This is a genomic window from Duganella sp. CF402, assembly GCF_900109645.1.
Taxonomy (GTDB): domain Bacteria; phylum Pseudomonadota; class Gammaproteobacteria; order Burkholderiales; family Burkholderiaceae_D; genus Rugamonas.
Window position 1 is genome coordinate 3,611,329 of the sequence record NZ_FOBG01000001.1, and the last position, 24,049, is coordinate 3,635,377.

At 63.8% G+C, this 24,049-nt stretch carries 24 protein-coding genes; 10 read left to right on the forward strand and 14 right to left on the reverse strand.

Going from position 1 to position 24,049, the window contains the following annotated elements:
* Nucleotides 1-50 precede the first annotated feature (50 nt).
* Genes BMZ70_RS16205 through BMZ70_RS16220 form a run of 4 tightly spaced genes read left to right on the forward strand, consistent with a single transcriptional unit; the run spans nt 51 to nt 4,715 of the window.
* Entirely contained in the window at nt 51-1,172 is a 1,122-nt protein-coding gene (locus BMZ70_RS16205; protein WP_092276369.1) for a hypothetical protein, read from the forward strand.
* Nucleotides 1,169-2,158: a DUF4034 domain-containing protein gene (locus BMZ70_RS16210; RefSeq protein WP_092276372.1), complete on the forward strand. Its 990-nt coding sequence runs from the start codon at nt 1,169-1,171 to the stop codon at nt 2,156-2,158. Before BMZ70_RS16205 ends, BMZ70_RS16210 begins: the two co-directional genes overlap by 4 nt.
* Nucleotides 2,159-2,218: 60 nt before the next feature.
* The gene (gene pdxH, locus BMZ70_RS16215) at nt 2,219-3,454 is read left to right on the forward strand and encodes a pyridoxamine 5'-phosphate oxidase (protein ID WP_092276375.1); all 1,236 of its coding nucleotides are present in this window, start codon (nt 2,219-2,221) and stop codon (nt 3,452-3,454) included.
* A gap of 31 nt (nt 3,455-3,485) precedes the next feature.
* On the forward strand, nt 3,486-4,715 hold the full coding sequence (locus tag BMZ70_RS16220; RefSeq protein ID WP_092276378.1) for an SAM-dependent methyltransferase: 1,230 nt from the start codon (nt 3,486-3,488) through the stop codon (nt 4,713-4,715).
* Here the strand turns inward: BMZ70_RS16220 and msrA are convergent.
* Nucleotides 4,684-5,208, reverse strand: coding sequence for a peptide-methionine (S)-S-oxide reductase MsrA (msrA, locus tag BMZ70_RS16225; RefSeq protein WP_092276380.1), 525 nt, complete (start codon nt 5,206-5,208; stop codon nt 4,684-4,686). The genes BMZ70_RS16220 and msrA overlap by 32 nt on opposite strands.
* Before the next feature lie 99 nt (nt 5,209-5,307).
* Between msrA and BMZ70_RS16230 the strand changes: the two genes are divergently transcribed.
* Together BMZ70_RS16230 and BMZ70_RS16235 are read left to right on the forward strand one after the other, a co-directional pair.
* Complete coding sequence (locus tag BMZ70_RS16230) at nt 5,308-5,811, forward strand: flavin reductase family protein (RefSeq protein ID WP_092276383.1); 504 nt, start codon at nt 5,308-5,310, stop codon at nt 5,809-5,811.
* A gap of 103 nt (nt 5,812-5,914) precedes the next feature.
* Nucleotides 5,915-7,099, forward strand: a complete 1,185-nt coding sequence (locus BMZ70_RS16235) for an acyl-CoA dehydrogenase (RefSeq protein WP_092276386.1) — start codon at nt 5,915-5,917, stop codon at nt 7,097-7,099.
* Nucleotides 7,100-7,139: 40 nt separating this feature from the next.
* On the opposite strand, the gene BMZ70_RS16240 is transcribed toward BMZ70_RS16235, so the two are convergent.
* The 12 genes from BMZ70_RS16240 to BMZ70_RS16295 form a co-directional block, all read right to left on the reverse strand.
* On the reverse strand, nt 7,140-7,820 hold the full coding sequence (locus tag BMZ70_RS16240; RefSeq protein ID WP_092276389.1) for an OmpW/AlkL family protein: 681 nt from the start codon (nt 7,818-7,820) through the stop codon (nt 7,140-7,142).
* 25 nt (nt 7,821-7,845) lie between these two features.
* Complete coding sequence (locus tag BMZ70_RS16245; RefSeq protein ID WP_092276392.1) at nt 7,846-9,225, reverse strand: SGNH/GDSL hydrolase family protein; 1,380 nt, start codon at nt 9,223-9,225, stop codon at nt 7,846-7,848.
* Nucleotides 9,226-9,399: 174 nt separating this feature from the next.
* Entirely contained in the window at nt 9,400-10,938 is a 1,539-nt protein-coding gene (locus BMZ70_RS16250) for an alpha/beta hydrolase (protein WP_229205428.1), read from the reverse strand.
* Nucleotides 10,939-11,043: 105 nt separating this feature from the next.
* Nucleotides 11,044-12,117: an L-threonylcarbamoyladenylate synthase gene (locus BMZ70_RS16255; RefSeq protein ID WP_092276395.1), complete on the reverse strand. Its 1,074-nt coding sequence runs from the start codon at nt 12,115-12,117 to the stop codon at nt 11,044-11,046.
* Nucleotides 12,114-13,322 carry a 5-(carboxyamino)imidazole ribonucleotide synthase gene (locus tag BMZ70_RS16260; protein WP_092276398.1) on the reverse strand — a complete coding sequence of 403 codons (1,209 nt, stop codon included), beginning with the start codon at nt 13,320-13,322 and terminating at the stop codon, nt 12,114-12,116. The genes BMZ70_RS16255 and BMZ70_RS16260 overlap by 4 nt, the downstream gene beginning before the upstream one ends.
* Nucleotides 13,322-13,819, reverse strand: a complete 498-nt coding sequence (gene purE / locus BMZ70_RS16265) for a 5-(carboxyamino)imidazole ribonucleotide mutase (protein ID WP_092276400.1) — start codon at nt 13,817-13,819, stop codon at nt 13,322-13,324. Before purE ends, BMZ70_RS16260 begins: the two co-directional genes overlap by 1 nt.
* Before the next feature lies 1 nt (nt 13,820).
* On the reverse strand, nt 13,821-14,714 hold the full coding sequence (locus BMZ70_RS16270) for a phosphoribosylaminoimidazolesuccinocarboxamide synthase (protein ID WP_092276403.1): 894 nt from the start codon (nt 14,712-14,714) through the stop codon (nt 13,821-13,823).
* Between the two features lie 96 nt (nt 14,715-14,810).
* Nucleotides 14,811-15,875 (reverse strand): class II fructose-bisphosphate aldolase, encoded by a 1,065-nt coding sequence (gene fba / locus BMZ70_RS16275; protein ID WP_092276406.1) that lies wholly within the window; start codon nt 15,873-15,875, stop codon nt 14,811-14,813.
* Between the two features lie 125 nt (nt 15,876-16,000).
* The gene (gene pyk / locus BMZ70_RS16280; RefSeq protein WP_092276409.1) at nt 16,001-17,449 is read right to left on the reverse strand and encodes a pyruvate kinase; all 1,449 of its coding nucleotides are present in this window, start codon (nt 17,447-17,449) and stop codon (nt 16,001-16,003) included.
* A gap of 182 nt (nt 17,450-17,631) precedes the next feature.
* Entirely contained in the window at nt 17,632-18,849 is a 1,218-nt protein-coding gene (locus BMZ70_RS16285) for a phosphoglycerate kinase (protein ID WP_092276412.1), read from the reverse strand.
* Nucleotides 18,850-18,916: 67 nt separating this feature from the next.
* Nucleotides 18,917-19,249: an AzlD domain-containing protein gene (locus tag BMZ70_RS16290; RefSeq protein WP_092276415.1), complete on the reverse strand. Its 333-nt coding sequence runs from the start codon at nt 19,247-19,249 to the stop codon at nt 18,917-18,919.
* A complete protein-coding gene (locus BMZ70_RS16295; protein ID WP_092276418.1) occupies nt 19,242-19,988 on the reverse strand; it encodes an AzlC family ABC transporter permease in 747 nt (248 codons plus the stop codon). The genes BMZ70_RS16290 and BMZ70_RS16295 overlap by 8 nt, the downstream gene beginning before the upstream one ends.
* Before the next feature lie 135 nt (nt 19,989-20,123).
* Between BMZ70_RS16295 and BMZ70_RS16300 the strand changes: the two genes are divergently transcribed.
* The 4 genes from BMZ70_RS16300 to BMZ70_RS16315 are packed head-to-tail and all read left to right on the forward strand — an operon-like array spanning nt 20,124 to nt 22,322.
* Nucleotides 20,124-20,318, forward strand: coding sequence for a zinc-finger domain-containing protein (locus tag BMZ70_RS16300; RefSeq protein WP_092276422.1), 195 nt, complete (start codon nt 20,124-20,126; stop codon nt 20,316-20,318).
* 24 nt (nt 20,319-20,342) lie between these two features.
* On the forward strand, nt 20,343-20,765 hold the full coding sequence (locus BMZ70_RS16305) for a YybH family protein (protein ID WP_092276425.1): 423 nt from the start codon (nt 20,343-20,345) through the stop codon (nt 20,763-20,765).
* 20 nt (nt 20,766-20,785) lie between these two features.
* Nucleotides 20,786-21,736, forward strand: a complete 951-nt coding sequence (locus BMZ70_RS16310; RefSeq protein ID WP_092276428.1) for a YheT family hydrolase — start codon at nt 20,786-20,788, stop codon at nt 21,734-21,736.
* Entirely contained in the window at nt 21,729-22,322 is a 594-nt protein-coding gene (locus BMZ70_RS16315; RefSeq protein WP_092276431.1) for a DUF2946 family protein, read from the forward strand. The genes BMZ70_RS16310 and BMZ70_RS16315 overlap by 8 nt, the downstream gene beginning before the upstream one ends.
* On the opposite strand, the gene BMZ70_RS16320 is transcribed toward BMZ70_RS16315, so the two are convergent.
* Entirely contained in the window at nt 22,280-23,932 is a 1,653-nt protein-coding gene (locus BMZ70_RS16320; RefSeq protein ID WP_165403557.1) for a beta-barrel assembly-enhancing protease, read from the reverse strand. The genes BMZ70_RS16315 and BMZ70_RS16320 overlap by 43 nt on opposite strands.
* Nucleotides 23,933-24,049 lie beyond the last annotated feature (117 nt).

The following is a 24,049-nucleotide window of genomic DNA, read 5'->3' on the forward strand; positions in this document are numbered from 1 at the left end:
AATCAATGCTAATATCAAATTTGACAACATTCGTTCGAGAAAGGTTTGCCATGCGCCTGTGTCTGCCGCTCCTCCTCTGCTGCGCCACCGCCGTCGCCGCCGCGCCGGACAAACAAGACCAGGACACGCTGCAAACCCTGCGCATCCACCTCACCCGCTCGTTTGAACTATCGCCAGAGCTGCCGCTGGACGCCGACTTGCGCGCCCGCGCCAACGAACTGAGCGCCGCACACCTGGAACGCATCAGCGCCCTGCTGCCGGCATGGCTGGCGGAAGAACGCAAGCTGCAAAGCGCCAGCGGCAAACCGGCCGAGCCGTCCTATGTGTACTTTGCGCTCTGGGCCCGGCTGCTCAATGAACTGGCCTTGTGGCAGCTGGAGCCGGGCGACGCCGCCTACGAGCAAGCCACGGTGGCGGCGCTGGGCGCTTCGCCGCTGCAATGCAATCTGCACAATGACAGCCGCTTCACCGACTACGCCGCCCGCATCGCCCGCATCCAGCAACTGCCGGCGGCGCAGCGCCCCGCCATGCTGGCCGCAGAACGCGAATCGCTGGCGCGCTGGGGCCAGCCGCGCCCGGCGCCGGCCGCGTGGCCCGAACCGCTGCCGCAACAAGCCGCGCTGGCCTTGCTGGCGCCCGGCCAGAAAGACCGGCCAGCCTTGCCGCCCACGCTTGCGGCACAGCTGTTGAGCGAAAAGAAGGACTACGCCACGATGGCGCGCGAAGATCAGTGCCTGCTGCAACTGTGGTGGTTCAAGCGCAGCCTGCAACAAGGGGTGGCGCCGGCCATCGCCTTGAGCGCTTTCCGCTACGGCACCATGATCAGTGCCGACGTGCGCTTCGCCGGCATGTTCGAGCCGCCCAGCGCCGTCAGCAAACCGGCACCCGCAGCGGCCACCGGCAAGCCGCCCTTTCCGCCCATCGCCACCCGCTTCCAGGCTGGCGGCGCCACCGTCGTGCAGTTCAAGCAGGACGCCAGCGGCAAGACGCAGCAAGCCAGCGTGGTAGCCCGCAATATATCCGTACCGGGCATACGCGGCGTGCGGCCGGTCGCCTTTGAAACGCTGTTCGATGCGCAAACGCTGAAGTACGCGATGGACAACAAGCTGCCCGCCGGCGGCGCGGTATCCAAGCTCCAACTGGTCTGGAAAATGGAGGACAAACAGCCATGAAACTTCACCACATCTTGCCCGCATTGCTGTTGTGCGCGGCCGTCCCCGCCAGCGCCGCCTACGACTCGCCACTGCGCGAACAAGCGATCCAGGCGTTCTGGTGGGGCGACTTCGCCGCACTGGAGCAGCAGAACGCGGTGCTGCGCCAGCCCGGCCACATCAGCAGCGACGGTACGCAGGAAATCGAGTGGTTCCGCATCGGCGTGGATAAGGTCATCCACCAGGAAGCCAAGGATCAGGAGGCTTACCTGCAAGAACTTGAAAAACTGACGCTGCAATGGACCAAAGAGCATCCGCAGTCGGCGCTGGCGCATGTGCTGTATGCCAAGGTGCTGGTGGCGCACGCATGGGCCTATCGCGGCGGCGGCTTCGTCAAGGACGTGCCGCCGGCAGCGTGGAAGGATTTCGAGACCTATCTGCAGCGCGCCACCCAATACCTGCTCGATCATGGCGAGGTGGCGCTGAGCGACAGTTATGGCCACGACGCCCTGCTCACCATCGCCAAGGCGACGAGCTGGGATGACAAGCAACTATGGGACATTATCAATGACGGTCTGAAGCGCAATCCGGAAGACGCCAGCCTGTACTTCACCGCCCTGACGGCGGTGCTGCCCAAATGGGGCGGCGATGTGCGAAGGCTGGACAAGTTCATCCGCAAGGCCGCCGAACAGACCAAGGCGCAGTTCGGCACCGGCATGTACTCACGCTTGTATTCGCTCGCCGCCGAACAGGAATTCGGCCACGCACTGTTCCAGACCAGCCATGTGGACTGGCCGACCATGAAGCAAAGCTATGAAGACATGCTGGCGCGCTACCCCAGCGACGGCCGCCGCAACCGCTACGCCTACATGGCCTGCCTGGCCAAGGACAAGCCCACCCTGCTGACCCAGCTCGACCTGCTGGGCGATAAGGTCGCCCCCGACTCATGGGGTGCGAATCCGCAACGCAGCCTCGAAGGCTGCCAGCGCTGGGCCAGGGAGGGCTAGCCCGGCGCGGTGCAAGCGATTACTCTAGAATACCCCTGTTACCAGCCAGAGCCCCCTGCCATGAGCAATTCTTTGTACGACACCGCCCCCGATTTCAGCCAGCCGATCGCTGTGCTGAAGCATTGCCACGACCGCATCCGCAAGCAGCTGCAAACCATGCAGAACCTGCTCGGCCACCTGCCCAAGCACGGCGCCGATGCCGACGCGCAAAAGGCCGCGCAGGCGGTGCTCAAGTATTTCAACCACGCCGCCCACCTGCACCACGAGGACGAGGAACAAAACCTGATCCCGATGCTGCAGGCCACCGCGCGCGACGCCGATGCCGCGCTGTTGGCAGAGCTCACGCCCGCCATCCTGGCCGGCCACCAGCAGATGGATCAAGACTGGTCTATACTTAAATCGCAACTTGAGCAGATTGCCAATGGCGCCAGTTCCACCCTCTCGGCCAGCGATGTCGCCCGTTTCTGCGACACTTACGCGGCCCACATGGTGGTCGAGGAAAGCAATATCGCGCCGATGGCCAAGCGCCTGTTCAGCGCCGAGCAAATGGCGCAATTGGGCAGCGCAATGCAGGTGCGGCGCGGGATTACCCCCGACCTGCCGATCAGCCAGGTGCCCGAACAACAAGCCGCCCCGGTCAGCAACACGGTGGCCGACGGTGTGGTGCTGGCGGACTTGCGCCTCGATTACGGCCGCGCCAGCCTGACGGAACACGATGTGCTGGACGATCCGATCGCCCAGTTCGGCAAATGGTTTGAGGAAGCGCTGCACGCCAAGGTCAATGAACCGAACGCGATGAGCGTGGCGACGGTCGACGCGGATGGCAAGCCCAGTTCGCGCATTGTCCTGATCAAGCAATACGATCAGCGGGGCTTCACCTGGTACACCAATTACGAGAGCCAGAAAGGCCGGCAACTGCGCGACAACCCGCACGCCGCCTTGTTATTCTTTTGGAGTGAGCTGGAACGCCAGGTGCGCATCGAAGGCAAGGTGGTGCAGACCAGCGCCGAGGAAAGCGACAAGTATTTCTACAGCCGGCCGGTGAAGAGCCAGATCGCCGCGATCGCTTCGCAGCAGAGCGCGCCCATCGCCAACCGCGAGTTGATGGAAACTAATTACGATGCCGCCGCAGCTGCCAGCGGCGAACATCCGGTGCGGCCGGCGCACTGGGGCGGCTACCGCCTCGATCCGCAGCGGATTGAATTCTGGCAAGGTCGCCGCTCGCGCTTCCATGACCGGATTGTGTATGTCAAGCAGGCAGATGGCAGCTGGATCAAGGAGCGTTTGCAGCCGTAAGCAAGATGCCTCCTTTCTTGAGGAGGTTATCTTGTTCGTACAGAATCAACTGAGCAACTGGATCGACGGCATGCGTGCCCAGCTCACGCTGCCGCTGCGCATCGAATTGTGGAACGGCCAGCAGGTCGACCTGTCCAGCGAGACGCCGCGCGTGACCATCAAGCTGCCCAATGTGGCCGCCGCGCGCTATCTGCTGACGCCGTCGCTGTCGAATCTCGGCGCGGCGTATGTGGAAGGCGCCATCGAGGTCAAGGGCAAGGCGCGCGACATGATCGCGGTGGTCAACGCGCTGGCGCGCACCTCACTCAAGGCCGAGGGCAAGTTCGCACGCATGGTGCGCAGCTTCAAGCATAACAAGCAGCAGGATGCCGAAGCCATCCGCTATCACTACGACGTCTCCAACGAGTTTTACCAGCAATTCCTCGACCCGCGCATGGTGTATTCCTGCGCCTATTTCGAGAACGGCGACGAGGATCTGGCCACCGCCCAGCTCAAGAAGATCGACCATATCCTGCGCAAGATCGAGCTGCAACCGAACCAGACCCTGCTCGACATCGGCTGCGGCTGGGGCGCGCTGGTGATCCGCGCCGCCCAGCAATACCAGGCGCGCTGCGTCGGCATCACGCTGTCCGAAAACCAGTGCGCGCTGGCGCAACAGCGGGTGCGCGAAGCCGGGCTCGAACATCTGGTGGAAATCCGCCTGCAGGATTACCGCGATGTGCGCGGCCAGTTCGACCGCATCACCAGCGTCGGCATGTTCGAGCACGTCGGCATCCGTCACTTAGCCGACTACTTCAGCACCATCCATCAGTTGCTGGCGCCCGATGGCGTGGTGATGAACCACGGCATCACCAGCACCGATCCCGACAACGGCGAAACGCCCTACGGCGGTGGCGAGTTCATCGAGAAATATGTGTTCCCGCATGGCGAGCTGGCCCATATCGGCCATGTGCTCAAGGCCATGCAACAGGGATCGCTGGAAGTGAGCGACGTCGAAAACCTGCGCCGCCACTACGCCCGCACCTGCGCCATCTGGACCGATAATTTCGAGGCGCACGGCGAGCAGGTGCGCGCGCTCGGCGGCGACAAGCGCTACCGCATCTGGCATGTGTACCTGGCCGGCTGCGCCTACGCTTTCGAACAGGACTGGATCAGCCTGTACCAGATCGTTGGCCGCAGGGCAGGCCAGCGCACCACGGCGCTGCCGTGGTCGCGCCAGCACATGTACCCTACTTCAGGCGATTGGCGTAGGTCTTCCTGAACTTGTCCACCTTGGGCGCCACCACGAAGGCGCAATAGCCTTGCAGCGGATGCTGGCGGAAGTAATCCTGGTGGTAGTCCTCGGCCCGGTAGAACACCTGGGCCGGGGCCAGTTCGGTGACGATGGGCGCGTCCCACACGTGGGCCATTTCGGCGATCACCTGGCGCGCCATCGCTTCCTGCTGCGGCGACTGGGCGTAAATCACGGAACGGTATTGGGTGCCGACGTCGTTGCCCTGGCGGTTGAGGGTGGTCGGGTCGTGGATGGTGAAGAAGATTTCCAGCAGATCGCGGTAGCTGATCACCGCCGGATCGAATTCCAGCTGGACCACTTCCGCATGGCCGGTATCGCCGGCGCACACTTGCTCATAGGTCGGGTGCGCGACATGGCCGCCGGAATAGCCCGAAACGACCGACGTGACGCCTCTCACCTCCAGGTACACCGCCTCGATGCACCAGAAGCAGCCGCCGCCCAGTATCGCCGTTTCCGTCATGACTCCCCCTTTAGCCAGAGAACCCACCTCATGCTGTCACTGTAACGCAATCCCCGGCAATTCGCTACGGCAGCACAAACTTTGGCATAATGACAGACCATGAACACCACTTCTCCACGCGCCGAAGAGCGCAGCTTCGACACCGCCCATTTCCGCCAGGCGCTGGGCCAGTTCGCCACGGGCGTGACCATCATCACCACCCGCCTTGCGGACGGGACGTTTCGCGGCCTGACCGCCAGTTCGTTCAATTCGGTGTCGCTGGATCCGCCGCTGGTGCTGTGGAGCCTGTCCAACGGCGCCAACAGCATGCCCATCTTCACCGGCAACTCGCACTACGTGATCAATGTGCTCAATGCCGAGCAGGCCCATCTGGCCAAGAAGTTCGCCACCCGTGGCACCGACCCGTGGGACGGCCTGGAATACGAGTTGTCGCGCACCGGCCAGCCGATCATCAAGGGCGTGTCGGCGTGGTTTGAATGCCATAACCGCAGCCGCTACCCGGAAGGCGACCACGTGATTTTTGTTGGCGAAGTGGAATTCTGCGCGTTTTCGCCCAGCCCGCCCCTGATTTTCCACAGCGGCCAGTTCGCCGGCCTCGGCTAAGCCACGTCGAAAAACACAAATTGGTGTCGCTCTTTGAAAAGCCGGCACCGGGGCGGCGGCATAGAATGCTGGCAGCATTCATCATCATAATGAGAGACTATCTATGAGCCAAGCCCGCGCCCAATTCCACTGGGATGACCCTCTGCTGCTGGACCAGCAACTGACCGACGATGAGCGCATGGTGCGCGACGCCGCTGCCGCCTACTGCCAGGACAAGCTGCAACCGCGCATTCTTGAAGCCTTCCGCCACGAACAGATGGACACCTCCATCTTCCGCGAGATGGGCGACCTGGGCCTGCTGGGCCCGACCATTCCCGAACAATACGGCGGCCCCGGCCTCAATTACGTGGCCTACGGCCTGATCGCGCGCGAAGTCGAGCGCGTCGACTCCGGCTACCGCTCGATGATGAGCGTGCAGTCGTCGCTGGTGATGGTGCCGATCTACGAGTTCGGCACCGAAGCGCAAAAACAGAAATACCTGCCAAAGCTGGCCACCGGCGAGTGGATCGGCTGCTTCGGCCTGACCGAACCTAACCACGGCTCCGATCCGGGCTCGATGATCACCCGCGCCAAGAAGGTGGCGGGCGGCTATTCACTGAGCGGCGCCAAGATGTGGATCACCAATTCGCCGGTGGCCGATGTGTTCGTGGTCTGGGCCAAGGACGATGAAGGCGCGATTCGCGGCTTCGTGCTGGAAAAAGGCATGGCCGGCCTGAGCGCCCCGGCGATCCACGGCAAGTTCGGCCTGCGCGCCTCGATCACCGGTGAAATCGTGATGGACAACGTGTTTGTGCCGGAAGAGAACGCCTTCCCGGACGTGCGCGGCCTGAAGGGTCCGTTCACCTGCCTGAACTCGGCACGCTACGGCATCGCCTGGGGCGCGCTGGGCGCGGCGGAATCGTGCTGGCACACGGCGCGCCAGTATGTGATGGACCGCGAGCAGTTCGGCCGTCCGCTGGCGGCGAACCAGCTGATCCAGAAGAAGCTGGCCGACATGCAGACTGAAATCACGATGGGCCTGCAGGGCTGCCTGCGTTTGGGCCGTATGAAGGATGAAGGCACTGCCGCCGTCGAGATCACTTCGATGATGAAGCGCAACTCGTGCGGCAAGTCGCTGGACGTGGCACGCATGGCGCGCGACATGCTGGGCGGGAATGGTATCTCGGACGAGTTTGGCATCATCCGCCACATGGTGAACCTGGAGGTCGTGAATACCTACGAAGGTACCCACGACATCCATGCGCTGATCCTCGGACGAGCGCAGACCGGCATTCAAGCCTTCCAGTAAGCCTCAAAAAAAACCGCTGCCGAGGCAGCGGTTTTTACTTTTACCAACCTTTGAACGCGTAGCCGACGCTGACGTTCACTGCCAGCGGATCCAGTTTCACATCCTGGGTCTGGCCGGTCGAGTAGTGGGCCTTGGTTTTCAGCTTGGTCTTGATGACCGACGCATCCAGGAACCATTTGTCGTTGATCTTCACCGTGCCGCCGATCTGGAAGCTGGCGGTCAGCTTGTCGTCGAGCTTGAACGTGGCCGGCTTGCCGCCGGTGTTCAGCACGGCGGTCAGCTGGCCCGAACCACGCTCCTTCTGGAACATGGCGTAGGTGATGCCCAGGCCCACGTAAGGACGCACCACCGCGTCCGGCTTCAGGAAGCGGTACTGGATGAAGGCGGTCGGCGGCAGCACTTCCGAGGTCGCCAGCTTGCCGGTGCCGTTGATGGCGCCGGCGCCGTACAGGTCGTGCTTGTACGGCAGGCCCAGGTCGAGCTCGGCCGAAATGTTATCGGTCAGCATGTAGCCTATCGTGAAGCGCGGCTTGGTGTCCGAGCCCACGTCGGTCTTGGTGTGCGGCAGCGCCGGCGCCGACACGTCGCCCGAGTCCACTTTCGGGGTGATCTTGTTGGCGCCCAGCGTACCCAGCCAGGTGCCCTTTTCCTGTTGTGCCGATGCAGCCGAAGCTACCGTCATCGCGGCGGCCAGCGCCAGCAGTTTTACCGTGTTCTTCATATCGTCTCCGAATAGTGTTCTGTGATTACAGCCAGCCCTTGGTCACCAGCGCCATCGACACATAGCGTGCCAGCAGCAGGTGGTTGTACGGGGTTGGGTGCACATCGTCGGCGAAGGACCAGTGGCTGACGTCGCCCGATTTCAGGTTGCTGCCATTGCATGCCAGCGAGCTGCTCAACGCATTCTTGGTGGTGTCGGTGATGATGCAGGCGGTTTCGGAAACATTGGTCAGGCCGTACGGCGCCGGATTGGTCGCCTGGTCGTGGCTGACGGCAAACACGTCCACCAGCACCACTTTCGACTCGCCGCTCAGGCCGCTGGTCAGGGCGGTGTTGAAGGCGGTCACAGCGGCATTGATCAGGGCCTGGGTGGCGGCATCCTTGGCGCGGCCGGCCGGGGTGGTGGCCACGTCCGGCAGGTTGTTGACGACCACGTAGTTGGCGCCGTTGGCGATGATCTGGTTTTTCACCAGCGCCACCAGTTCACCGGCAGCCTTGCCCATGTTGGCGATCAGCTCGGGACCGTGGGCGGCAGCGTAATCCGCGCCGGCCTTGGCGCCAGCGGTGGTGGCGGTGGTCTTGGCCGTGGCCACGATAGGGCCGTAGACGGTTGGATCGGCAACGCTCGATGCGCCCGGCTGGATGGCGGCGGCGCCGATGGCAGTCAGGGTGATGCTTTCCTGGGTGCTGCCTGGGCGTGCGGCTTCAGCGCCGACGGCGGCGGTGATGGCAGCAGCAGCGGTGGCTGGATTGGTGGCCTTGGCAGCCAGCTGGCCGACCAGGCTCTGTACATACGCCTGGCCACCGGCGGTGGTGCCGGCAGCGGTCGCTGCGGCGCTCAGCTCGCCCAGTTGGGCCAGGATTTCGCCGCCGCCGCCAAACACCAGCACCAGCTCGTCACCCTTGAATTTGCCGCCGACGGCTTTCAGGTGGTTGGCGACCTGGGTCACCAGCGGATAGGTCAGCGCGCCGACCGGGCTGCCGGTCAGCTTGTGGCCGGAACCGACCGGATTGGTGATGCGGGCACCGCCCATCGCGTAGTTGTAGCAGCCGGCATTGGCTTTGGCCGGCACCGAGAAGCCCTTGGTGGCGTCGCCATCCAGGCCGGTCACGGCGGCGCAAGGCGCGGACAGGCCGATCTGGGCGGCCAGCAATTCGGTCCAGGTTTTGCCGGTGAAGGTGGCGTTGATCGCCGTGTTGTCGCCGTTGATGGTGAACTTGCCGCCCTTCAGCGCGGCAACCGTACCCACGGCATAGGAACCGACGTCGGACAGGCTGTCGCCGAACGTCACCTCGGCGCTGTATTTGACTTTGACGGATTGATTACCGGGCGCCGGATCGGTGCCGCCGCAACCCGCAAGGACGGCCAGGGCCATTGCAGCAAGTGCAAGTTTGGTTTGACGCATGTTGTCTCCTAAAGATATTTTTTTGTCTATTGATACGAACGGCCGTGCTATTCGCAACCCAACTAATATGCCAGTCCTGCTAGCGCTTGTATAGAGCGCAACACCTAAAAAACGGCGTTTGTGAGCAAAAAAGAACGCTTGCTCGGCGCTTATTAACCCATGTCAAATCCTCATTCACCGCGATGGTGCAGAATCGAGGAAGGCGCGCGCCTCGCGCAGGCAAAATGGCGCCACCAAGCCGGCGTGATAGGCGTCTTTGACTGCCTGGTCGGCAGCCTTGGTGCTGCCGGTGCGCTCCAGCGTCACACGCCGCACCAGCTCCTTGGCGACGCCAAATTCCGCCCGCGTGGTACGGAACGGACCGAAGAGCGAATTGTCGTCCACGTCCAGCACGGTCAGCTGCAGGCTGGTGCTGCCCTGCGCCCGGAAATAGGCTGCGGTGGCGCTGGTGTTGGTGTAGGGCACCAGCGGATCGGCTTCGCCACCGCAAAGAAATAGCGGCGCGTTCGGCGTGTAGGTGCGCAAATCATTCTTCACCAGCCACTTGCGCAGCGCTTGCGCCGGCGCGCAGTTAAGTGGTGTGTCGACGCTGGCGTTGCATGGGTTGGCCTTGAGATCGGCCAGGTAGGCGTCGCGGTAGCTGGTCTTGAACAAATGGTCGGGACCGAAGAAGCTGCCGTAGCCGGCCGCCTGCGGCAGCGAATCGGAAGCAAACAGCACATCATCCGGCAGCTTGCCGGCCGCGACCAGTTCGCCGAGGCTCTGCGTGCCTGGCAGCAGGCTCTCGATGCCGCCGGCGTACTTGCTGTCGTAGACTTCCGCGGTGCTGGCGTACAGGGCCGCGCCGGCGCGCTGGCCGGCGTTGATCAGCATCGGGATGAAGCCGGCCGAGCCGGTGGTCGGCGCGCCGCCGAAAATGCCGTCGCCGAACTGGCTCAGTGCGTACGGGCCGGACAGCGGCGCCGCCGCCGTGACGGTGAATTCCGATGCATGCTTGGTTTGCATGGCGCGCTGGGTCGCCAGCGCTACAAAGCCGCCCTGCGAGTAACCGCTCACCATCAGCCGCGCCGAAGCGCTGGCGTTGATGCTGCCGAAAGCGCTGCGGGCGGCGCGCAAGGCGTCGATCATGTCGGCCGATTGCTGCTCAGCGTCCAGGTAGGGATGGTAGCCGGCGCTGGAGCCGGCGTAGCCGACGTAATTGGGCGCGACCACGATGTAGCCCTGGGCCGCGAACATGGCGGCAATCAGGCGCGGTTCATTGGAAGCGAGGTTGGCCATGTCGGTGCTCTTCTGCACCGAGGTGCCGTGCGCGTACAGCAGCACCGGGCGGCCGCCCTGGCACGCCGCGTTGCTACCGGAGGGAACGTAGATGGCGGCGCCGGCCGGCGTATCGGCCGCCAGCGAGTCGATGGTGTGGTACTTGATCGAGTAGACGGTGATGGCGCAGGTCGGGTTGCCGGTGACGGCGGTGCCGAGGTCGATACCGGTCTCGATCAGCTTGGTGAGCGCGGCCGGCTCCACAGTGTTGGCCGTGACGCTGCTGCCGATCGTGACCGGCGCCAGCGTGGCGCTGCCGATCAGCTGCCCGCGCAGCGACACCGGCGGGGAAGGCGAGACGATCACGCCGCCAGTCTGGCTGCCGGCGCTACCGCCACCGCCGCAGGAAGCCAATAAAAGCGTCAGGGAAAACAGGGCCAAACGAGCGTCGCGCATAATGCATCCTTGCAAGATGGCCGGGCGAGGTTTTCGGCCGGCAACGAATTCATCTTAGCAGGAAAGCAATGTGCGCACGACACCCCGCCGGGCAAGAATGCCAGTCTATTTTTGCAGCAACTGGTCGATGATGCCGGCCGAGCCGAACACCGAGCGGCGCAGGCGGTCGTTGACGCCCAGCCAGGCGCTGTCTTGCGGCGGCGTTTCGACCAGGATCAGGTCGGAGCCGGTCTGGTCCATGTCGCGCAAGGCGGCGTACAGGCCGTAGGCGTAGCCGGCCGGATCGGCAGGCAGCTGGCGATGGACCGCTACCGGCGCGCTCAATGCGTGGCTAATCAGCGCGACTTTGAGGCCTTTGGCTTGCAGTTTGGCCAGCACATCCGGCAGCGCAGTGGCCGCCAGCATGGTGACCGCGGTGCGCGGCGCGTAGTGCGATTCCAGCGTGCCTGAAGCGCGCGGCGCGGCCTGGTCGGGCGCGGCCGGCAGCATGCCGATCACATCGGCAATCTGCTGCGCGCTGATGTGGCCGGGACGCAGCAGCACCGGGCCGTGCGTGGCCAGGCGCGACATGTCGACGATGGTCGATTCGATGCCGACCTGGCTGGCGCCGCCTTCCAGCACCACGCTGAGCGCGGAAGCCGAGCAGGCGGCGTCGCCGTTGAGGGCGCCGTCGTCATGGGCATCGAGGCCGAACTCGTCGCGCACGTGCTGCGCGGTGGTCGGGCTGACGTTGCCGAACTTGTTGGCCGACGGCGCCGCCACGCCGCCCTTGCCGCCCTTGAAAGCGCTCAGCAAGGCGATCGCCACCGGGTGCGACGGGCAACGGATGCCGACCGAATCCTGCCCAGCCGAGACGGCGTCAGGAATTTGCGGATGGCGTTTCAGGATCAGCGTGAGCGGGCCGGGCCAGAAAGCTTGCACCAGCTTGCGCGCTGCTTCCGGCACGTCGGTGGTCCAGTAATCGAGGTCGGCGCCGGGCGCGACGTGCACGATCACCGGGTGGTCGTGCGGACGGCCCTTGGCTTCGTAGATGCGCGCCACGGCCGCCGGGTTTTCCGCATCCGCGCCGAGGCCATAGACGGTCTCGGTCGGGAAGGCGACCAGGCCGCCCTCTTCCAGCACGGCCGCCGCTTCAGCGATGGCCGCCTGGCCGGCGACGGTTGCGGATGGCTGCTTCACGCTGCCGCCTCGGCCGCAATGCCCAGAATCGCGCAAGCAGCGTTGAGCTGCTGCTGCGCTTGTGCCAGCGTCGGCGCGATGAAGGTCAGGTGCCCCATCTTGCGGGCGCGGCGTGGATCGTCCTTGCCGTACAGGTGCAGGTTGGCGCCAGGCAGCGCCAGCACTTGATCCCATGCCGGTTCACGCGCATCGTTGCTGTCGCCTTCGAACCAGACGTCGCCCAGAATATTCAGCATGACGGCCGGCGAATGCTGGCGCACATCGCCCAGCGGCAGGCGCGCCATCGCGCGCACTTGCTGCGCGAACTGGCTGGTGACGCAGGCATCCATCGTGTAGTGGCCGCTGTTGTGCGGACGCGGCGCCATTTCATTGACCACCAGCGAACCGTCGGTCAGCACGAAAAACTCGATGCACAGCACGCCCACGTAGCCCAGTTCGGCCACGATGGCTTGCGCCGCCTGCTGCGCCTTCAGGGCACTTTCGTCGGACACGTTCGGACCCGGCACGGTAGTGGTGAACAGGATGCCGTCGCGGTGCACGTTCTCGGCGATCGGGTAGACCACCGATTCACCGTCATGGCCACGCGCGGTCAGCACCGAGACCTCGTAGGCCAGCGGCAGCATTTTCTCCAGCAGGCAGGTGACCTTGCCCATCGATTCAAACGCAGCCTGCACGTCGGCGCGCGACTTCACGCGCACCTGGCCCTTGCCGTCGTAACCCATGCGCACGGTTTTCAGGATGCCCGGCAGCAGGTTGTCATCGATGGCGTCGATGTCTTCCTGCGAGGCGATCACCTTGTGCGGCGCCGGCATCACGCCCGACTTGGCGGCGCAGCCGACGAAGAAGCTCTTCTCGGCGATGCGGTCCTGCGCCACCGACACGCCATGCGCGTTGGGCGCCACGAACACCGATTGCGCCAGGCGCGACAGGCTGTCCGCAGGGACGTTTTCAAACTCGGTGGTGACGGCGGCGCACTGCGCGGCCAGCGCGTCGAGGCCGGCGGCGTCGTTGTAGCCGGCGTTGACCAGGCGCTGCGCGACCTGGCCGGCCGGACAGGCGTCCGACGGCTCCAGCACAGCGACCTGGTAACCCATCGCCTGTGCGGCCTGGACAAACATGCGGCCCAACTGGCCGCCGCCCATCACGCCCAGCCAGGCTGGTGGATTGGCTTGCGGAAGGATGGGCTTCAACTTCGAATCACTCATTATTCAAGCGGCAGTTTCATGGCCTTGGCGGCCTCGGTTTGCGATACGCGGAAGGCTTCCAGCTTGGCGGCCAGTGCATCATCGGTCGATGCGATCATGGCGACGGCGGTCAGCGCTGCATTGGCGGCGCCCGCTTCGCCGATGGCGAAGGTCGACACCGGCACGCCTTTCGGCATTTGCAGGATGGACAGCATGGAGTCTTCGCCGCGCAGGTATTTGGACGGCACAGGCACGCCCAGCACCGGCACGATGGTCATGGCGGCCACCATGCCCGGCAAGTGCGCCGCACCGCCGGCGCCGGCGATGATGGCGCGCAGGCCGCGCGCGCGGGCGCTCTTGGCGTAGGCGTACATCTCGTCCGGCATGCGGTGCGCCGAGATCACTTGCGCTTCAAACGGCACGCCGAATTGCTTGAGGATGTTGACCGCGTTCTGCATCACGTCCCAGTCCGAGGACGAGCCCATGATGACGCCAACCAGTGGTTTAGTATCGCTCATCTCAGGCCTTCAGCTTTTCGCCGGTCAGGCGTTCGATGGCTTCGAAGTACTTGGCCTGGGTTTTGTTGATAACGTCGGCCGGCAGCGCTGGTGCAGGCGCGGTCTTGCCCCAGTCCAGGGTTTCCAGGTAGTCGCGCACGAACTGCTTGTCGAACGATGGCGGCGAGATGCCGGTAGCGTACGAATCGGCAGGCCAGAAGCGCGACGAGTCGGCGGTCAGCACTTCGTCCATCAGGTGCATGACGCCGTTTTCGTCCAGGCCGAATTCAAACTTGGTGTCGGCAATGATGATGCCCTTGGTGGCCGCGAATTCCGACGCTTCGGTGTACAGCTGGATGGCAACGTCGCGCATCTTGGCGGCCAGCTCGGCGCCGATACGGCTTTCCATTTCGGCGAAGCTGATGTTTTCGTCGTGTTCGCCCAGGTCGGCCTTGGCGGCCGGGGTGAAGATCGGCTGCGGCAGTTTTTCCGCTTGCTTCAGGCCTTCCGGCAGCTTGATGCCGCAGATCGAGCCGGTGTCCTGGTAGTCTTTCCAGCCCGAGCCAATGATGTAGCCGCGCACCACGGCTTCCACCATGATCGGCTTCAGGCGCTTGGCCACGACGGCGCGGCCTTGCACCTGCTCCACTTCGTCAGCCGCAACCACGGACTCTGGCGCTACGCCGGTCAGGTGGTTGGGGACGATGTGGCCCAGCTTCGAGAACCAGAAATCGGTCATCTGGTTCAGTACCTTGCCCTTGCCGGGAATCGGTTCATTCATGACAACATCGAAGGCCGACAGGCGGTCGGAAGTGACGATGAGGATTTTGTCATCACCGACAGCGTAGTTGTCGCGGACTTTGCCGTGGCCGAGGAGTGGCAGGGACTTGATGGAAGACTGGTAGAGGCTGTTCATAGCAGGGGAATGTAATGAAAAAGCAAAAACCGGCAAAAGAGGAAACCCTCGTTCGCCGGTTGAAAGAGGTTAATCCAAAGGGACTAACCCGTTATTTTACTTCACAATCTGGGCCAACTCGCCGGCGGCGTAACGCGCAGCCATTTTTTCCAGCGGGATGACCTTGATTTTCGAGGCCTGGCCTTCGCAGCCGAATGCCTGGAAGCGGGCGCGCACCACTTGCTCGGCGGCAGCGCGGGCTGGCTTCAGGAAGTCGCGCGGGTCGAACTTCGATGGGTTCTGGAACATGAATTGACGCACGGCGGCAGTCATGGCCAGACGGATGTCGGTGTCGATGTTGATCTTGCGCACGCCGTGACGGATGCCTTCCTGGATTTCTTCGACTGGCACGCCGTAGGTTTCCTTCATGTCGCCGCCGAATTCGCGGATGATGGCCAGCAGTTCCTGCGGCACCGACGACGAACCGTGCATCACCAGGTGGGTGTTAGGGATGCGGGCGTGGATTTCCTTGATGCGGTCGATGGCCAGGATGTCGCCGGTTGGCTTGCGGGTGAACTTGTAGGCGCCGTGCGAGGTGCCGATGGCGATCGCCAGCGCGTCGCACTGGGTGCGCTGCACGAAGTCGGCGGCCTGGGCCACGTCGGTCAGCAGCTGTTCGCGGGTCATGGTGCCGTCGGCGCCGTGGCCGTCTTCCTTGTCGCCCTTCATGGTTTCCAGCGAACCGAGCACGCCCAGTTCGGCTTCCACCGTCACGCCGATGGCGTGCGAGAACTTCACCACTTCTTTCGACACTTCGACGTTGTACTCGTACGAAGCGACCGATTTGCCGTCGGCTTCCAGCGAGCCGTCCATCATCACCGAGGTGAAGCCGGAGCGGATCGCGGCCTGGCACACCGCCGGCGACTGGCCGTGGTCCTGGTGCATGACGACCGGGATGTGCGGGTAGGCTTCGACGGCGGCGTCGATCAGGTGGCGCAGGAAGGCTTCACCGGCGTACTTGCGGGCGCCGGCCGACGCTTGCATGATCACCGGCGCGTTGAGGGCGTCGGCGGCAGCCATGATGGCCTGCACTTGTTCCAGATTGTTGACGTTGAACGCAGGGATGCCATAGCCGTTTTCAGCAGCATGGTCCAGCAATTGACGCATGGATACGAGGGACATGGTAATACTCCAATAACAATAAAAAAACCTGTCACGTCGTCGCCCCGGCGCAGGCCGGGGCCCCATGCTTCAGCTGCCATTCCGGCGCAGCATTGGGTTCCGGCCTGCGCCGGAACGACAACGACTTAACTAAATTCGCCGACCTTGACGATACGCAGCGCGTTGGTGCCGCCCACCTGGCCCATCGGCGAGCCCCAGGTGACCACGATGGTGTCGCCTTTCTTGACGATGCCATTGGCTTCCAGCAGCTGCTCAGCCTTCTTCAGCACGGCGGTACTGCCGCCTTCCTGCGCCAGACTATAGCCCTTGACGTTGCGGTACAGCGCCACCTTGCGCAGCGTCGTGGTCGACGGCGTCAGCGCGAAAATCGGCGTATCGATGTTGTGGCGGCTCATCCAGAGCGCGGTCGAGCCGGACTCGGTCAACGCCACGATCGCCTTCACGTCCAAATGGTGCGCGGTGAACAGCGCCGCGTAGGCGATCGACTGGTCGATACGGGTGAAGGTCGCATTCACGAAGTCGGCGTCGAGCTTGTTGTACTCGGACTGCTCGGCTTCCACGCAAATGGCGGCCATCATTTCTACAGTTTCAATCGGGTAGCGGCCCGATGCGGTTTCGGCCGACGTCATCACGGCGTCGGTGCCGTCCAGCACGGCGTTGGCCACGTCCGATACTTCGGCGCGGGTCGGCACGGCGTTGAAGATCATCGACTCCATCATCTGGGTCGCGGTGATCGCCAGCTTGTTCGACTCGCGCGCCATGCGGATCATGCGCTTCTGCAGCGCCGGCACGGCGGCGTTACCCACTTCCACTGCCAGGTCGCCACGCGCCACCATGATGCCGTCGGAGGCGTCGAGGATCTCCTGCAGCAGCGGGATCGCTTCGGCACGCTCGATCTTGGCGATCATCAGCGGCTTGTGGCCGAATGGCTCGCCGGCGATGTTGGCCAGCTGGCGCGCCATTTCCATATCGGTTGCGCTTTTCGGGAACGAGATCGCCAGGTAATCGCACTGGAAACTCATTGCCGTCTTGATGTCTTCCATGTCCTTGGCGGTCAAGGCCGGCGCGGTCAGGCCGCCGCCGAGGCGATTGATGCCCTTGTTGTTGGACAGTTCGCCACCGATTTTCACGGTGGTGTAAATCTCGCTGCCGACCACCTTGTCGACCACCAGCACGATCAGGCCGTCGTTCAGCAGCAGCTGGTCGTCCGGGCGCACGTCCTGCGGCAGCGCCTTGTAGTCCAGGCCGACGCGCTCCTGATTGCCCAATTCACCGTTCTCGCCCCACTTGGCGTCGAGGATGAACTTGTCGCCCTTGGTCAGCTCGATCTTACCATTCTCGAATTTGCCGACGCGGATTTTCGGGCCCTGCATGTCCGCCATGATCGCCACTTCGCGGCCGCATTCGGCGGCAGCCTCGCGCACCAGCCTGGCGCGGTCGATGTGGTCCTGCGCCTTGCCGTGCGAGAAGTTCAGGCGCACGACGTCGACACCGGCACGGATCATTTTGACCAGTACGTTGAAGTCGGTAGAAGCTGGGCCGATCGTGGCGACAATTTTGGTGCTACGAGACATAGTATTCCTTAGCGGTAGGTCATGCGAACAGTTTCCGCGCGGCGCGGAAACCAGGAAGCTGCGTTTATTGTGATTCAGCCATCAAATCTGTAGGTTTGCTACAGATTTGATGCCCTTCACAGGCATTACCCGGATTCTACTGTTAATTTGCTACAAAGCACGACCGTGCTATTAACTGCTCCTTACTTTGCTGCGGCGCGCTGGGTCAGGATCTCGACCGCAGGCAGGATTTTGCCTTCCAGGAATTCCAGGAAAGCGCCGCCGCCGGTGGAGATGTAGCCTACTTGCTCGCTGATGTCGTACTTGGCAATCGCGGCCAGGGTGTCGCCACCGCCGGCGATCGAGAAGGCTTTGGAGGCGGCGATGGCCAGCGCCAGCGTCTTGGTGCCTTCGCCGAACTGGTCGAACTCGAACACGCCGACCGGGCCGTTCCACACCACGGTGCCGGCGGCAGCGATTTGCTGGGCCAGCTGGGCGGCGGTTTTAGGACCGATATCGAGGATCATGTCGTCATCTGCGACGTCTTTGACGTCTTTGACGGTAGCAACAGCGGTCGGCGAGAATTCCTTGGCGCACACCACGTCCACTGGAATCGGCACTTGCGCGCCGCGTTTGGCCATGATGTCGATGATGGCCTTGGCTTCGTCCACCAGGTCGTTTTCCACCAGCGACTTGCCGATGTTCAGACCGACGGCTTTCATGAAGGTGTTGGCGATGCCGCCGCCGACGATCAGGTTATCGACCTTGTCGGCCAGTGCTTTCAAGATCGACAGTTTGGAGGAAACTTTCGAACCGGCCACGATGGCCAGCAGTGGGCGGGCTGGGGCGCCCAGCGCCTTGCCCAGCGCGTCCAGCTCGGCGGCCAGCAGCGGACCGGCGGCAGCGACTGGCGCGAACTTGGCGATGCCGTGGGTAGAGGCTTCCGCGCGGTGGGCGGTGCCAAAAGCGTCATTGACGTAGATATCGCACAAAGCGGCCATTTTCTGGGCCAGTTCGTCGCTGTTCTTCTTTTCGCCCTTGTTCACACGGACGTTTTCCAGCAACACCACCTGACCGGCTTGCAGGCCTTCCAGGCCGGCGCCGTCCACCCAGTTCTGCTTCAGCTCAACCGGCTGGCCCAGCAGCTCCGACAGGCGCTTGGCGACTGGCGCCAGGCTGTCTTCCGGCTTGAACTCACCTTCGGTCGGACGGCCCAGGTGGGACGTGACCATGACCTTGGCGCCGGCGGCAACTGCTGCCTTAATGGCCGGAACCGACGCGCGAATGCGCGTATCTTCGGTGATATTGCCGGCATCATCCTGCGGCACGTTCAGGTCGGCGCGGATGAAAACGCGCTTGCCTTGCAGTGCGTTTTGATCGATGAGGTCTTGCAGACGGATGAAGTTCAGAACAGCGGACATGGCTACCCAAGGTCGAGTTGTAGGAAGAGCGCTATTTTACCGCAAGCCTGCTGTGATTTTTCTGTTATTAAGTTACATGCATCAGTCGTAATGCCGTGAAGAAAGCCATGCCGAAGATGATGGTCTCCAACATATTGCGACGCAGCAAATAATAGATCGTGGCGACAATGCCGGACACCAGTTTCAGGTTGCTGATGTCGAGCAGCGGCTGGCCGTCCGCAGCGAGGATCAGGTCCGGCGCGACGATGGCGGCCAGCGCGCAGGCGGGCGCGTAGCGCAGCATTTCCTGCACCCGTTTCGGAATCGTGATGTGCTGGCCGACCAACCAGAACGAACTGCGCGTGCAGGCGGTAGCCAGCGCCAGCACCAGGATCACCAGCCAGATTTCCCAGTCAGCCACGCTTGCTCCTCCATTTTTCAGCGGTTTCTTCAATGACCATCGCGGTCAGCATGCCAAGCAGCACCGCCAACAGCAGGCCCAGTTTGTACGGCAGCCCCGCCGCCAGTACCGACACCGCGCCCGCCACCAGCACGCCGCACAAGGCCGGACGCCCCACCATCAGCGGGATCATCACGCAAATGATGGCCAACGTGCCGGCAAAACTCAGGCCCCACTCCGGCGGCACTGTGCTGCCGAGAAAGATGCCGGCGATGGAACCGACCTGCCACGAACCCCAGTTCGGGTACAGCAAGCCCTTCAGATACGACAATTTGCCGACTTGCGGCGCTTCGGACGGGTATTTTTGCAGGAACAAGGCCACCGTCATGTCGCCGGCGACGTAGCCCAGCGCCAACCGCTGGCGCCACGGCAGATGGGCGAAATGTGGGGCCAGCAGCGCGGAAAAGATCACAAAACGCAGGTTCACCACCAGAGCGGTGGCGAAAATCACCCAAATCGGCGCATCCGCCGCAATCAGCGGCAGGGCGGCCAACTGGGCCGAACCGGCAAACACCACCAAGGTCATGCCCAGCGCCTGCGGAATCGTCAGCCCGGACTTGACCATCGCGATGCCGACCACCAAGCCCCACGCACCGATGCCAAATAGCGACGGCAAGCCGGTTTTGACGCCTTCGCGCCAGGAGGGTTCGTGGTGGGCCGCGACGCAGGGCGCGCTGGCTGTACTGCTTGAATCAGTCATGAATAGCTTGTGGCATTCCTGCCACAGGAGGGGCGGCGCCGGGGTTGTGGAGGCGCTATTTTACCGACGATTTTTGCTCAGTGCGCGAATCCGTTAAAATCGTGCTTTTCTCTCAGCCATCTGGAGCCACAAGAAATGACCACCCCAAACACCGCCAACGCCGTAGAACTCGATGGCAAGGATCTGCCGGCCCACTGCCCTAACCCAGCCATGCCGCTGTGGTCGTCGCACCCGCGCGTGTTCCTGGAATTCATCCACGGCGAAGCCAAGTGCCCATACTGCGGCACCGCCTACCGCCTGAAGCCGGGCACCGTGGTCGGCCACCACTAAGCCAACCACGCACCGGACGCCACCATGCCAGCCAAGAAAGCGCACTACGGCAGCGCCGCTGAAACCGAAGCGGCTTTCTATGACGCGCTCAACCGGGCTGACCTGGAGGCGTTGATGGCCCTGTGGGCCGACGACGACGAGATCGTCTGCGTGCACCCGGGCGGTCCGCGCCTGATCGGGCACGCGGCGATCCGCAAGTCCTGGGCTGCCATCCTCGAACATGGCGGCCTGCACATCCTGCCGTCGCAGCTGCACGAAACCCATACATTGATGAGCTCGGTACACGTTGTGATCGAAGGCAGCACCGCCGCCACCGGCGAGCCGGCGCATCTGGTCGCCACCAATGTGTACGCGAAAACGCCACGCGGCTGGCGCATCGTACTGCATCATGTCTCGATCGCGCCCGGCCCGGCACCGGTTGATACCAGCACGCAAATCCTGCACTGAACCCTGTATTGAGTCCTGCCGTGAAGTACACCGCACCGTTCTGGCTGCCCAGCGGCCATCTGCAAACCATTTATCCGGCCGTGGCGATCGCCAAACCGGCGGTGCGCTTTCGCCGCGAGCGCTGGGATGCGCCGGACGGCGACTTCATCGATGTCGACTTTGTCGACGGCCAGCCGGGCAAACCGTTCGTGGTGCTGTTCCACGGGCTGGAAGGCTCGTCCGACAGCCATTATGCGCGCGCCCTGATGGCCGACGTGCAGGCACGCGGCTGGTCCGGCGCCGTGCCGCACTTTCGCGGCTGCTCGGGCGAAGCCAACCGCGCGCCGCGCTTCTACCATTCCGGCGACGCCGCCGAGATCGACTGGATCATCCGCCGCCTGCACGCCCGCCGCGCTGCCGACAGCGGCAAGTTCTACGCCACCGGCGTCTCGCTGGGCGGCAACGCCCTGCTGCGCTGGCTGGGCGAATCACAGCACCGCGCCGACTTTGTCGATGCCGCTTGCGCGGTATCGGCGCCGCTGGACCTGGCGCAAGGCGGGGTGTCGCTGTCGAGCGGTTTCAACATGGTCTACACGCGCATGTTCCTGCAAACGCTGAAGCCGAAGTGCGTAGCCAAACTACAGCAGTTCCCCGGCCTGTTCGATCTGGACGCGCTGCACGCCGCGCGCGACCTGTATGCCTTCGACAACGTGGTGACCGCGCCGCTGCACGGCTACCGCGACACCGACGACTACTGGCACCGCGCCAGCGCCAAGCACGTGCTGACCGACATCACCGTGCCGACGCTGGTGCTCAATGCGAAGAACGACCCCTTCCTGCCGGGCCGCCACCTGCCGCAACGTGCGTCATCGCGCGTGGTACTGGATTATCCTGAGCATGGCGGCCATGTGGGCTTTGCCGTGGGCGGGCCGCCGGGGCGCATCAACTGGCTGCCCAAGAAGCTGATTCACTTCCTCGAACAACATGGATGACATCGTCAAACAGGCATTGGCCAAGTGGCCCAACGTGCCGCACTGCTACGGCTGGCTGGCGCTCGATGCGCGCGGCAACTGGCGCATGCGCGACGAACGCGCCCAGCACTTCAACCTGCCCGGCGACAAGCTGAACAACGCGGCGCTGGTCGGCTTCATCACGCGCAATTACGCGGTCGATGAGCGCGGCTGCTGGTATTTCCAGAACGGTCCGCAGCGCGTGTACGTGCAGCTGGAAGCGACGCCCTACATCGTGCGCACCGATCCGGCCGCCGGCTGGCTGCTGCACACCGGCGCGCCGCTGGGCACGCCCGAGGCCGCCCTGCTGACCGACAGCGGCGCGCTGATCCTGCAGCGCGGCGACGTGGTGGCGCAACTCGACGACCGCGATTTTGCCCACGTGCTGCCGCAGCTGCGCATGGACGGCGCGCCAGTGGAAGATGAGGTGCTGCTGGAATGGATGGAAGGCACCGATGGCACCGGCGCGCTGACGCTGGACGGCCTGGCCGTCGAGCGCATCGCCGCCGATCAGCTGGCGGCGCGTTACGGCTTCGTCTGCGTGCCGTCGGCGCCGAACGGGTCCTGACGGAAACGGTCGAGCGGGCTGGCAAACGGATTGCCGCTGTTCTTGTTGCGGTCTTCCGGGCCTGACTTGAGCTCGGCCTTGAACGCCGGGCGCGACTCCGCCAAATCCTTCTTGCCCTTGTCGCCCATCTCTTCGCGGCGACGCGCTTGCAGTTCGCGTTCGCGCGCATCGATCAGCGACTGGTCGTAGAACGATGCATCGGGCGCCTTGCGCGCCAGCCCCAGCTGATCCAGCGCCGACAGCGTGCCGCCCTGCAAGGCATACGATTCCGCCAGCGCGATGTGCTGCAAGGCCAGCTTGCCCTGCTGCGAATACACGCGCGCCAGAATGTCGTAGACCTCGATATCGTCGCGGTACAGCTGCGCCTGGTCACGCAGGTACACGCCCGCCTGGTCCAGCTGGCCGGCAGCCAGCATCGCTTCGCCGTACTGATGGGCGATGCCGCGCGACAACGGGAACTTCAGGTGCGCCGCTTCCGCCTCCTTCACCGCCTTGGCCAGCACCGCCTTGTTGTCCGTCTGCGCCAGCTTGATCTCGATCGAGGTGGCGGTGAAGATCGCTTCCGCCTTGTCACGCTTGGCCATGCCCAGCACGCCGGCCGGCGGCGGACGGTTGACGGTTTCCTGCGCCTTCTCTAGCCAGCTTTGCGCGGCCACCGGGTCGCCCTGCTTCATGCTCAGGAAGGCCAGACCGTACTGGCCTGCAGCCTTTTGCTGCCAGCTCTCCTGCAGGATCTGCGACTGGAAAAACTGCCGGGATTCGTTATAGCCGCTGGTGGTCTGGTCCTGCAACACGCGGGCGCGCGAGCGCACCAGGAAAAAGTCCAGGCTGTCGGCGCGCTGCTTGTAGGGCTGCTCGCGGATACGGGCCTGGATGTCGGCGATACGTTCGCTGGTCAGCGGGTGGGTCAGCAGCCAGGCCGGCACCAGATCGCTGTAATTGCGGGTCGAGGCCTGCATCTGCTGGAAGAACGCCACCATGCCCGAGGTGTCGAAGCCGGCCTCGCCCATGATCTGGAAACCGATGCGGTCGGCTTCGCGTTCGGCTTCGCGGCCGAAGTTCAGCTGACGCTGGATGGCCAGGCCCTGGCCGCCGAGGAACACGCCGATGGCCGCGTCGCCGCCCTGGCGCGAGGCCAGCGCCGCCAGGATCATGGCCGCCAGCGGGATCAGCGCATCCTGCTTCTGCTGACCGATGGAACGGGCGATGTGGCGCTGTACCACGTGGCCGATCTCGTGGCCCAGCACCGAGGCCAGCTCGGACTCGGTCTGGGCCTGCAGCAGCAGCGCCGAGTGCACGGCAATGAAGCCGCCCGGCAGTGCGAATGCATTCAGCTGCGGGTCGCGCACCACGAAGAAAAAGTAATCGTACTTGGCTTCGCCACGCGCGCCGGGACGGGCGTCCACCAGCGCATTGCCGAAGTTGTTCATGTACTCGAGGATGGGGGCGTCGTCGAGATAATCGCGGTCGCGGCGGATATCGCGCATGATCTCCTCGCCCAGCTTGCGTTCCATCAGCGGCGACAGATCCTGGTTCTCGGTGCCGCCGAGCGAAGGCAGGTTCGGGATCTTGGCCGGCGCGATGACGTTTTGCGCCATCGCCATCGGCATGGCGACCAGCAGGGCGGCGGCGACCGCGCGCAGGCGGAATGGGTAGGAGGATTTTGCTTTCACGGTGATATGATATCCGCAACTGGGTAGCTAAAGCTTAGCGCCAGATTATGACTC